The organism is Cupriavidus sp. CuC1 (assembly GCF_044627735.1).
GTDB lineage: Bacteria > Pseudomonadota > Gammaproteobacteria > Burkholderiales > Burkholderiaceae > Cupriavidus > Cupriavidus ulmosensis.
Map to the genome: position 1 here is coordinate 23474 of NZ_JBIUHC010000108.1, position 11753 is coordinate 35226.

10 protein-coding genes are annotated in these 11753 nt (G+C 60.4%); 5 read left to right on the plus strand and 5 right to left on the minus strand.

What is annotated here, in order from left to right:
• Positions 1–4 precede the first annotated feature (4 nt).
• From ACGLHR_RS34985 to ACGLHR_RS35005, 5 genes are all read left to right on the plus strand, one after another.
• Positions 5–955 carry an acetaldehyde dehydrogenase (acetylating) gene (locus ACGLHR_RS34985; protein ID WP_400099649.1) on the plus strand — a complete coding sequence of 317 codons (951 nt, stop codon included), beginning with the start codon at positions 5–7 and terminating at the stop codon, positions 953–955.
• 21 nt (positions 956–976) lie between these two features.
• Positions 977–1999, plus strand: coding sequence for a 4-hydroxy-2-oxovalerate aldolase (dmpG, locus tag ACGLHR_RS34990; protein ID WP_400099651.1), 1023 nt, complete (start codon positions 977–979; stop codon positions 1997–1999).
• 4 nt (positions 2000–2003) lie between these two features.
• On the plus strand, positions 2004–3059 hold the full coding sequence (locus tag ACGLHR_RS34995) for an FAD-binding oxidoreductase (RefSeq protein ID WP_400099653.1): 1056 nt from the start codon (positions 2004–2006) through the stop codon (positions 3057–3059).
• A gap of 133 nt (positions 3060–3192) precedes the next feature.
• Positions 3193–4311, plus strand: coding sequence for a DUF5938 domain-containing protein (locus ACGLHR_RS35000; protein WP_400099655.1), 1119 nt, complete (start codon positions 3193–3195; stop codon positions 4309–4311).
• A gap of 147 nt (positions 4312–4458) precedes the next feature.
• Positions 4459–5169, plus strand: coding sequence for an SDR family NAD(P)-dependent oxidoreductase (locus ACGLHR_RS35005; protein ID WP_400099657.1), 711 nt, complete (start codon positions 4459–4461; stop codon positions 5167–5169).
• Between the two features lie 1022 nt (positions 5170–6191).
• Here ACGLHR_RS35005 and ACGLHR_RS35010 read toward each other — a convergent pair.
• The 5 genes from ACGLHR_RS35010 to ACGLHR_RS35030 form a co-directional block, all read right to left on the minus strand.
• Positions 6192–6815, minus strand: a complete 624-nt coding sequence (locus ACGLHR_RS35010; protein ID WP_400099658.1) for a WHG domain-containing protein — start codon at positions 6813–6815, stop codon at positions 6192–6194.
• 1394 nt (positions 6816–8209) lie between these two features.
• Positions 8210–8659: a hypothetical protein gene (locus ACGLHR_RS35015; protein WP_400099660.1), complete on the minus strand. Its 450-nt coding sequence runs from the start codon at positions 8657–8659 to the stop codon at positions 8210–8212.
• Positions 8660–8780: 121 nt separating this feature from the next.
• A complete protein-coding gene (locus tag ACGLHR_RS35020; RefSeq protein WP_400099662.1) occupies positions 8781–9173 on the minus strand; it encodes an STAS/SEC14 domain-containing protein in 393 nt (130 codons plus the stop codon).
• Positions 9174–9817: 644 nt separating this feature from the next.
• On the minus strand, positions 9818–11134 hold the full coding sequence (locus ACGLHR_RS35025) for an epoxide hydrolase family protein (protein WP_400099664.1): 1317 nt from the start codon (positions 11132–11134) through the stop codon (positions 9818–9820).
• Between the two features lie 352 nt (positions 11135–11486).
• A partial coding sequence (locus tag ACGLHR_RS35030) for a nuclear transport factor 2 family protein (protein ID WP_400099666.1) occupies positions 11487–11753 on the minus strand: 267 nt, incomplete at its 5' end.

The following is an 11753-nucleotide window of genomic DNA, read 5'->3' on the forward strand; positions in this document are numbered from 1 at the left end:
AGTCATGACACGAAAACTGAAAGCCGCCATCATCGGCTCCGGCAATATCGGCACCGACCTGATGATCAAGATCCTCCGCCACGGACGCCATTTGGAGATGGGAGTCATGGTTGGCATCGACCCCGCCTCCGATGGCCTGGCGCGTGCCGCCCGCATGGGTGTGGCCACGTGCGCGACTGGCGCCGCTGGGCTGAAGGAAATGGCCGAGTTCGCCGACATCGATATTGTGTTCGATGCCACCTCCGCCGGCGCGCACGTGCAGAACGACAAGCTGCTACGGGAAGCAAAGCCCGGCATTTGCATGGTCGACTTGACGCCCGCTGCGATCGGCCCGTATTGCGTGCCGGTGGTCAACCTGGAAGCGCATCTCGATGCGAGCAACGTCAATATGGTCACTTGCGGCGGCCAGGCCACCATACCTATGGTCGCTGCCATCGCCGCCGTCACCCGGGTGCACTACGCCGAGATCGTGGCCTCGATCTCGAGTAAGTCGGCCGGTCCGGGCACACGCGCCAATATCGACGAGTTCACGGAAACCACCTCGCGCGCACTGGAGGTGGTCGGCGGCGCCACCAAGGGAAAGGCGATTATTGTGCTGAACCCGGCCGATCCGCCACTGCTGATGCGCGACACTGTCTACACACTGTCCGATCCCGCCGATACCGACAAGGTGGAGCAGGCCGTGGAGGCGATGGTGGCTGCGGTCAACCGCTATGTGCCGGGCTACCGCCTGAAGCAGCGCGTGCAGTTCGAGGCTTACGAGGCGGACCGCCCGCTGAACATCCCCGGCGTCGGCAAGATGGCCGGCCTTAAGACCTCCGTCTTCCTGGAAGTGGAAGGAGCTGCGCACTATCTGCCTGCCTACGCCGGGAACCTCGACATCATGACATCGGCCGCGCTCGCCACCGCCGAGAAGCTGGCCGAGTGCCAGATTGCTGCCGCCGCCGCGGCTTGACCTTCCAGACAGGAAACCAAGATGGCAACCAAGCTTTATATCTCCGACGTGACGCTGCGCGACGGCTCGCACGCAATCCGTCACCAGTACAGCATTCCGCAGGTTCGCGCGATCGCGAAGGCGCTGGACGAAGCCCGCGTCGATTCGATCGAGGTGGCGCACGGCGATGGCCTGCAGGGCTCGTCGTTCAACTATGGTTTCGGCGCGCATACCGACCTGGATTGGATAGCCGCCGTGGCGGAGACCGTCACTCACGCCAAGGTCGCCACGCTGCTGCTGCCGGGCATCGGCACCATCCATGACCTGCGCGCAGCTTATGACGCCGGCGCCCGCATCGTGCGCGTGGCGACGCATTGCACCGAGGCCGACATCTCGCGTCAGCATATCGAGTATGCGCGCGAACTCGGCATGGATACGGTCGGTTTCCTGATGATGAGCCATATGACCACGCCGCAGGTACTGGCGCAGCAAGCCAAGCTGATGGAAAGCTATGGCGCCACCTGCATCTATGTCGTCGATTCTGGCGGCGCGCTCACCATGAACGATGTGCGCGACCGCTTCCGCGCGTTCAAGGAGGTGCTCGATCCCGCCACGAACACCGGCATGCACGCCCACCACAATCTGAGCCTAGGCGTGGCCAACTCCATAATTGCTGTGGAGGAGGGCTGCAATCGTATCGATGCCAGCCTTGCCGGCATGGGGGCCGGCGCCGGCAATGCGCCGCTGGAGGTCTTCATCGCTGCCGCCGAGCGCATGGGCTGGAACCACGGCACTGACCTGTACAAGCTGATGGACGCTGCCGACGACCTGGTGCGTCCGCTGCAGGACCGGCCGGTGCGCGTGGACCGTGAGACGCTGGCGCTCGGCTACGCTGGGGTGTACTCGAGCTTCCTGCGCCATTCCGAGGTGGCCGCGGAACGCTATGGCCTGAAAACCGTCGACATCCTGGTCGAGCTTGGCCGGCGCCGCATGGTCGGCGGCCAAGAAGACATGATCGTCGACGTGGCGCTGGATCTCAAATCGCAACAGAAGGTAGCCGGATAAGCCTATGTCGCAGGATCAGACCCTCGAGCATCACGGTGTGGCGACAGCCCCGATCCATGCCGTACACCGCATCACCTTCGCGCCGGTCGGGGTCACGCTCGACTGCGCACCGGGGGAGACCGTGCTGGAGACGGCCCTGGCCGCAGGCTACTTTCCGAAGCACAGTTGCCGGCGAGGCGAATGCCACGCCTGCTGCGCGCCGGTCAGGAGCGGGTCAGTTTCCTACCCGGACGGTTTTGTGCCGGAAGGCGTGCCAGACGGGCACTGCCTGACCTGCATGGCCCGGCCCGAAGGCGAGTTGGTGATCGAGGCGCCGGAGGTCTCGGCGGTGCCAGGCAGGCGCGTGATCCAGGCCGGGGCCCGCGTGCTCTTGGCCGAGCGCGTCAGCCATGACGTGACCGTGGTGCGGCTGCAGGTGCCGCCCGCTGTTGGCTTTGACTTCAAGGCAGGGCAGTACTGCGATGTGGTGCTGCGCGACGGAACCCGCCGCAGCTATTCCATGGCCAATACGCCGGATGGCAGCGGGATCATCGAGTGGCACGTGCGGGCGCTTCCCAAGGGGCGGTTCTCGACGCATGTCTACCAGACGCTGAAGCCCCGCGACATGCTGCGGGTGGAAGGGCCGTTCGGAGCGTTCGTCCTGTCCGAGACCGACAAGCCGGTGATCCTGTTGGCTTCGGGCACTGGCTATGCCCCCATCGCGTCGTTGATGAAGACGCACGGCCAGGCCCTTCACAAGAGGGGAGCAACGCTCTATTGGGGAGGTCGCCAGCTTGCGGATCTCTACGCTTTCGAGGAAGCCGAGACTTGGCAGGCAGGTTCGGAGCGCCTGCGTTTTGTGCCGATTCTGTCCGAGCCGGATGCGGACTGGGGCGGGCACAGCGGCTTCGTGCATGAAGCGGTCGCGCGCGACTTCCCGAATATGAGAGACGTGGAGGTCTATGCCTGCGGCAATCCGCTGATGGTGGATGCGGCGCGGGCTACCTTTACGCGCGAGCATGGCCTGCCGGAGACGGCTTTCTTCAGCGACGCATTCATTACCTCAGTGACGAATTTATGATCGGAATCGTTGGCATGGGTACCCCAGGCATCGCAAACAAAAAGACTGCATTTTCATGAGTGGCGAAGATCGGCTGATTCATGCTTAACGGTACCCGAGTAAGCCGACAGGGCGGGAACAAAGGAGTCCAGTTATGACTACGCCGAAGGTCGTTATCTATGGAGCGAGCGGATACACTGGAAAGCACCTCGCGTGGAAGCTCTCACAACGCGGCATTCCGTTCATTGCCGCCGGCCGCAACAAGCAACGACTGGAAATCCAGTTGAAGTCGATGCCCGAACTAAACGGTGCACGATATGAAGTGGTGGCCGTGGAGCATAACGTGGCGGCCTTAAAAAAACTCCTGGATGGCATGACGGTTGTGTACAACCTCGTGGGACCTTACATGCAGCTAGGAAAGCCTGTTGTTGATGCCGCGCTCGCCGCCCGTTGCCATTACGTGGATTGCGCTGGCGAACAGGATTGGATGTTCCGGCTTAAGAACGAGTATGCGCAAAGATTCGCGGACAGTGACCTGTGCCTGCTACCAGCAACGGCCGCCCTGTGGAACTTCGGCATGCTTGCGGCGGAGTTGGTGCTAGAGAAATCCGGCATTGATTCTCTGGACATCGCGTACACGTTGACAGGCGTTCCGTCTGCGGCGTCAATGCAGTCCTATCTTCAAACCGCCTGTAAGCCTCAATATTTCCTCAAGGGTAATCAGCGCGAGGCATGGCCGATGGAAGGTATTCAGATTGCCGTGCCGGGAGTCCATGAGGTTCAGCTCGCCTTGCCCTGGAGTGGTGGTGGTGAGGCTGTGTGGTACGAGGGCCACGAGCGCGTGCACAGTTGCATGACATTGGTCGCCTTTCGCAACAACACCCTGATCAAGCAGATCATACGCCGTGGCCAGGAATTTGCACACAATTTTGCGGATAAGTCCCGAGAAGAGCAGCAGGTGGTGATGGACCAGTGGGCCACAGAGATGGCCTCGAGCGAGAACCCGCAACGTGAAGACCTGGATCTGCATCGCGGTTGGATTACATGCCATGGGCGGGCCCAAACCGTAGCGCGCTCGGTTGGTCTGCCTGGCGTTGCAGTGGGCTATCTGGGCACAGGGGCCATGAGCGCCTTCGTTATCGATGCCTTGTTGCGCAGCCAACAAAAGGCCGCTGGGTTTATACCTGCGATCCATGTTGTCGGCGTCCGGGCTATGCTCGCGGAACTGCAAGCCCATGGCATCCTCGGCGATCCTGTGGATATTATCCTTTGACTATGGGAACGCGATGGACCAAGAGTTCTAATGATCGTCATACGTCTGGTCAAACGTGGCCGGGAGCTCGTGAGGCGGCTATTGAAACGGAGCTAAGGCGTGGAACTTAGGGCGATACGCGGAAATGGCCTCCGCTTTGCCGGAAAGGTGGCGATTGTCACCGGCGGGGCCGCTGGGATAGGGGCCGCCACAGTTGCGGCCTTCCTCCAAGAGGGAGCCTGTGTAGTTTGCGCCGACATCAGACGGCCAGCGCTGACGCGCGAGCATTCAGACAACTACTCTTTCGTGGAAGTCGACGTTTCCGAACCCGAGAGTGCCAAACGAGCGGTTGCAGCAGCGATCGACAGATTCGGGTCCGTTGATATATTGGTCAACTCCGCCGGCACGGGCGTGTTGGAGGACAGTGAAGAACTCACCCCAGAGAGTTGGCGCCGCACGCTGTCGGTAAATCTGGACGGATCGTTTTATATGTGTCAGGAAGCGATCAGACCCATGCTAAATGCAGGGCGAGGAGCTATCGTCAATGTGGCCTCGATCTACGGCCACGTGGGGTTTAGTCGGCACGCAGCGTACGCGGCATCAAAGGCGGGCGTTGTAAACATGACTCGGTCGTTGGGAATCGAGTACGCATCGAGGGGCATACGCATCAACGCGATCTGCCCTGGGTTCATCGGAACATCGACAGTCAATGTAGGCATGTCGGTCGGACAGTTACCTAAGTGGGTGAAGCTGCATCCAATTCGGCGAAGCGAAAAAACCGAAGAGGTCGTTGCGCCAATTCTATTCTTGGCCTCGGACGAGGCGGGCTTCATGGTAGGAGCGAGCCTTATCGTTGATGGTGGTTATACCGCTCAGTAGCTATCAAGCCTCGGTAAGTCAGCTTGGCGGTGAATGTAAGCAGACCGGCGACGACGCTTTGATTTTGAGCGGTTGCGATGACACTGCTCGCGCAATGCCAATATATGGAGCAGATTATGAGCAATCGGCGTCGTGCATGCGCAACGCCAGTTCAAGAGGAGACATCTACACACATACTGCCAGCAATGAGGGATCTCAGGAAGGAAGTACGGGCCATGAGTCGGCACGCGCACAAAATCGCACTTGCACGCGCATCAGGAAGCGCCGAAAACTATCGCGGACAACTTATTGCATTGTTCGAGTCGCGGATGGAAGCCGAAGCGCCAATCGTGCAACTGATCTGCTTTGCCTCTGCCGCCGAGTTCGGCCTCCCCATGCATCATCACGCAGAACGTTGCAGAACGTGGGCAATACAACACGGCACCAGTGCGCACAGGGCGCTATTCTGGGCAGCACTGTATCGCACGCGCTCCCGTGTTCGTACGGTCCCTCAGATGGCCGAGACTCCGGACGACAACGCCTGCGCCCGCCCTGGGTGGGATTTGGCATTGCCCCGCCTGCCAGCAGAACCTTGGCGACGGCAATGCAAGCGTTGCGAAAATCTGCTCTGGGATACGCGCTGCGCCGAAGGGCACGGAGCCCTGCGCCCGCTCGGTGACCTGCGCTCATATTGGATCGGCACGGGAGCGCTGTGCCAGACGAGGAAGCATGAGTGCGCGACGTGCGGCACGCGTTGGACACAGCACCGCAGCGCGGCCGATCCCTTTACTGCCTGGACTATCAGCCGCTGGCGGGCAGTCGCGGCTGGCGATCTATTCCATTCCCAAAGTCTGAAATGCAAATTGGATAAGTGCGGGCAATGAACGTGGGATCATGCGGTACGACATTACGTTTATGTATTGTCACGCCATCCAACGAAACGTGTGCCCATCGCCGACGCCTGTGCGTTTTCTCCGTTTGGGCCGAAGAAGGGAAGCACACGGCAAGAGGTTAGGTAGCTGGCCCGCTAACGAAATCAGCCTTCAGGAGGAGGCCGTCATGCAGTCTGCGATGGAATGACTGAGTTGCGCCATTGACACCTCGGCCCAGCACATGAAATTGCGTTTGCCCATCGCTCGAAGTGGGCCATCGAGCCACAGCATTGCAGCACCGTGCGCACCGGACCATGCACGAAGCGTCGCGTTACGGATCGCTTCTTCGGACGCTTCGCTTCCTAACGTACAGCGAACTGCAGACGACAGGATTCCGTAGGCGCGATCAGCCGCAATCCGGAGATCCTTGAGGGACGTGGCGGCAAGCTCCGTCACTTCCGGGTTGAACATCAGGCGAAAAAGCGCTGGGCGTCGAAGCGCAAAGCTGACGTAAGCGCTCCCCAATGCTGACAAGCGAGCGCAGCCCGATAGCTTTCCCTGGCCGCCTTTCTCCAGTTCGTCGGCAAAAAGCGAATAGGCAGCAGCAGCGACCCCCGCTAGCAACTCGGCGCGGCTCGCGAAATGTCGCGCCGGCGCCGCGTGCGACACACCCAAACGGCGGGCGATAGCACGGATCGAGAGGGTGGAGAAACCTTCGTCCTCCGCAATTGTTATTGCCTCCTCGATGATCGCAGTGCGGAGATCGTCGTGATGATGCGTAGTGGAATTGGTCATGGAGCCATTGTGCATCAGTCTGTTGACACTGACAACATTGGAGTCTAGTTTACGGCGTCAACATCACTCGAGATCCTTGGAAATGGCTCCCCTCATCGCGCTCATTGGCGTCACCTTATTCACTCGGCTGGTAGGCCAGTTGAGCTTTGCACCATCATTACGTCGGGGGGTGGCGGCCCTCTTCACGATCACGGCTAGCGCCCATTTCGTCGGGTACCGCGAAGACCTTATGCGGATGGTGCCCCCCTTTTTTTGGGGACCCGTCATTTTGGGTCACCCTGACAGGCATGGCGGAGCTCGCCGGGGCAGTAGGCATCCTTATCCCCCCAAACGCGGCGCGCAGCCGCAATATGCATGATGATCCTGTTGGTCGCGGTGTTTCCCGCCAATGTCTATGCTGCTTTGCATCGCATCCCTCTGGGGGGCGAAGATGCTACGCCGCTTATTCCTCGCCTGCTCGAGCAGTTGTTATATCTCTGTTGCGTTGCCTACGCTTGCTTCCGCAAAAGGTAGCAGGATAATAGTTGAAGTTTCAGTAAGCCACCGTCTCTTCTGATCGCGCAGCACCGATCAGCCTGGAGCGCCAGCACACGGAGCTGGCCGCCGCGCACCGTGACGCCGAGAAATTAGGTAGGCATATGCAGCGGCGTCGAGAGAGCCCTGCAGCAGGAGCGAGACGCTGCAGCAAGAAACGGTCGGTCGCGCGCCACACGGCCGAGCGGCAAGGCCGACCTCAAGGAGCGGCTGGCCGAGAACGAAGTCCACCGGTGCTCTCTCGAGCAAAAACAATGGCACGCGCGCGACGCCCTCGATCACTACCGCTGCGGCGCAGCTCACGCCAAGGATGCCCACGTCCAGGCGCTGCAGGAACATTTTTCTGCAGCCCTGACACGAGCTGGCCTTAGGAGTCATTTCCGACTTCATCCCGGCATGACCCCGAACTAGCCAGTTCTTACCTTGCCCCTGCGCAGCACGCCAGATCCAGCAAATTCCGGATTACCAGTTCAGCAAAAGCGCGCGTAGCCCGGCTAATTTTTGATTCCTACAACACGACCACTATTCGGCCAGGTTTGACAAGTTGGGAACGCATTGAACTCAATAAGCACTCGTCGCCGCGACAATCTGTCGCCGCAAGCGTAGAAGAAAACCCAGTCCAACGCGGTCGACCTATCGAAGGCCCCTTGGCGCGGCGGAGCGGTCATTCGAGTGTCCAAGCGCGTGCGCTGCCGAGCGTCTGCAACTGGCCGATCTCTGCCTTCGGTCGGGGGCCGGCAGGAACCTGGGTGGCCTACGTGCGCCGCTAGAGTTCAGAGTTGAGCGAACAAAGTTCAGAGTTACGTGAATCTCGACAGCGGTACTGATAAGAACCAGGGCAGCGATATGCAGGATCTTGTTTATTGCGCGTCGTCCCTGCTGTTTGGTTTTTCCAACTTAGAGAGTTCCTCAATCAGTAGGTCAGGGAACTGGCCGCCGGCGCCGAACACGATCCAGAGGGGGACGCCAAATAACGCCCCCACCGCCGCAATTCCTAAGCCTCGACGGGCGAACGCGGCCGCGACGATGGCGAGACCTGAAAGCCCAAGCCGAGTGGACGTGCTACGGCTGTCCCAGGCGTATTCCTTGAGAGCCCCAGCCGCCATCTTCGCGAGAGCCCAGGCTCCGCCACTTTGCGCAGTCGCTCGGTAAGCCGCGCGCGCCTGTTCATACCGGGGCAGTGCGCTGTCGCGGATCACTAAGAGCTGACGCATTAATGCGAGGACAGCGGACCGGTCCTCTTCGGCGATCTGGGTGGCTACGGTGGCAGCGAGCTGGCGCAGCTTCTCCTGATTGAGATCTTCTGACACGTTGCCCCCTTTGCTGCTAGATCCAGACCTGTGGACACCCATCGCTTAGCATAATCGCCCAGTGTCAGTCCTTCATACGCCTCGGCGCGCCCGTGCGGCCTGATTTGCCGTCGCGGCCTGGTCAGCTCGGGCGAGTCGTGGGCTTGTCGAGAGAGCTCACGATCCAGTCCCGCGCCTCGGCCGCCTGGTCGTCCGGGAAAGTTCTGATGTGGGCCGGCACCACGAAGCGGAAGACATCGATAGCGCGGCGGATCCAGTCATGATCCGTCACCACGGCTACGGCTTCCCAATGCCAGTAATGGGCAACCCCAAGTTTCAGGTCATCCCATGCCGCACCCGCGGACATCCGCGTGAAACGGGGCCCGAGCTCATAGTAGACGCGAATCTTGTCGTGCCCCTTCATCGCGGCGTCCACGGCAGGAATCAGAACCCGCTCGTAATCATCTCGTGTGACTTCGTCGGACGCACGCACCGCGACGACGTTGGCGGGGAAGCCTTCCAGGATTTCGATCATGGCAGCTCCTGTTTGCGGGCCTTCGCGGGCGCGCGGCCGCCTGCACGGATACCGGATGCGGACGCGCCTTGTGGTACCTGCTAAAAAGCTCGCTTCCACGGTACATGGGACGTGCAGGCGGGACAAGGAAGATTCTCGTCTCTGACCTCCATTTTCTCTTGTCGCGGGCGATGGCGTTGGGCGCTCGCCTGTGCCGTTCGGGAGGGGCAGTGTCCTCCATATTTTGCGAAAATTTCACGAATTCCGGCCGAGCCTCAAAACGCGGCCTTCGGTCGAGATATGCCTTATACGGCATATGCGCCGCTGAAAGATATTGATCCGTTAGGAAAATGTAGTATCCGTGCCAGCTCATCCTCAAGCGCCACAGGCACTGGATGACTGATCGTCTCTCATCGACCCTGAATCGCCGTTCAGATTCGAGCCACTGCAACGACCGCTTCCAAGGTTAAGCCGGCGCTCGCCCCGTTACGCAACCTGAAATCGCCCTCGGTTTTTGGAGACGCTACGCGGCACAAGGCGAGCAAACTGCTGCCGACCTATGGCAACACTGGTTTCCGTGATACATGTCATTTCATTTGTAATTGGACGGTTTCTCGCGATGGAGGGTCAGTGAAGCGTAGCGTACGCAGGCCGTACTTAAATCGTTAAGTGCGCCGTGACCTGAAGGCCTTTCGCAGCTCATCGGTGAAGAGCGCTGGTTGCTCGAACGCAGCGAAATGCCCGCCCTTGTCGAGTTCATTCCAATAAAAGAGGTTCGGCCAGAGCGCCTCGGCCCAGGCTTTCGGTGGGCAGAAGATCTCGTGCGGGAAAACCGACGCCGCCATTGGCAGTTCGATCCGCCCTCTGGAAGGGGGGCCTCCAAAGCCGCCGCGGGTGTTTTCCCAGTATATGCGTGCAGACGATGCGGCCGTGTTGGTGAACCAATAGAGGCTGATGTTATCGAGCATTGCGTCGATGCTCAGCGTATCTTCGGGATTGCCGTGATTGTCGGTCCACGCCTGAAACTTCTCATAAATCCACAGCGCTTGGCCCGCAGCCGAATCTGCAAGAGGATAGCCGATCGTCTGCGGGCGTGTCGCGTGCTCGCGAAAATAGCCACTCTGATCGTTCGCAAACCATGCCGCCCGGTCCATCGCCTTGCGTTCAGCAGGCGTAGGATTGTCCAGCAGCTTCTCCGGGAAAACGAATTGCCAGTTCACGTGGGCCGCAATCAGGCCCTGAGGCCGCTGGTGAGCCAAGGCGTGCGTCACTCCCGAACCCCAATCGCCACCTTGGGCGACCCAGCGGTCGTAGCCGAGGCGCTGCATCAGCGTTGCCCAGGCGCGGGCGATCCGATTGACATCCCAGCCGGTCTCGGTCGGCTTATCCGAAAACGCGAAGCCCGGGAGCGACGGCACGACGACATGGAACGCGTCTTCCGCGCGCCCACCGAAACGCGTGGGATCGCTGAGCGGCCCGATGATCTCCATGAACTCCACGAACGATCCTGGCCATCCATGTGTGAGAATGATCGGCAGCGCATGCGGGTGAGGCGAGCGCACGTGAATGAAATGGATGCCGAGTCCGTCTATCCGCGTGCGATATTGCGGGAAGGCGTTGACACGAGCCTCGAACCGACGCCAGTCGTACTTGTCGCGCCAATAGGCGATCAATGTCCGAGCCTTTTCGAGGGGAACGCCCTGCGTCCAATCACCGACGGTTTCCCGCTCCGGCCACCGCGTGTACTTCAAGCGGCGCTTGAGGTCGTCAATAACATCCTGAGGAACGCTAACTCGGAATGGTGTCACTGCGTCCGAAGCAGGCGGCAACACAAAACCAGCCGACGCCGCGTGCGCTTCAGGCAATTCAATCAGGCTCGCACCCAGACCCAGCATGCCCAAGTCGACTGCAGCCTTTAGTATGGTGCGTCGCCTCGAGAACGCGTCAGGCGCAGCGACTTCGACTTCGAGCTTCTTGCTCATGATGTTCTCCAAATAGATGTCTGCCGGAGAAGGGCAAGTCATCTTCTCCGACGGGATGGAGGCGGACTATCTCGGATTTGGTGCCGGAATGGAGTTGACCATCACCGTTGCCGAGAGCCAGGGGCGTCTCGTCGTGTAGCAGAATATTCTGACAGTCCATGGTGCCCTTTCTGGCCGCCATGAGTCAGGTGAGGAAAGGGTGGCGGTCGGCTTTGGCCGACCTGTCACTGCCGTTCCCTGATTACCCTGCTCAAGGGCAGCCTGCAGCGGCCTTTGGCTGTTGCGTTGCCGGAACAAAGTGGTCGTTCAGTCAATTGAACTGCCGTACGTCTTCCGTCCGCGTGCCACGCGGCTATGAGGGCATGGAATCGAGGAAGACATAGAGCGCCGCAATCTTCCCGTCGCGAACGATGATCACATCCAAGCCCGTATAGTCGGATGCCTCGCCGCGCGGTCCGGAGCCCCAGGCCAGGCGACCGGCATTGTGAAGCGCCTGAGGTTCGCCGACCGGCGTATAGGCGAAATGCGGGTGCGTTGCGCGAAGATCTCCGGCGAATTTGTCGAGAGCCTCGTGCCCGGTGAACGTGCCCGGTGGCACGTAGAGCACGCAGTCTTCGGT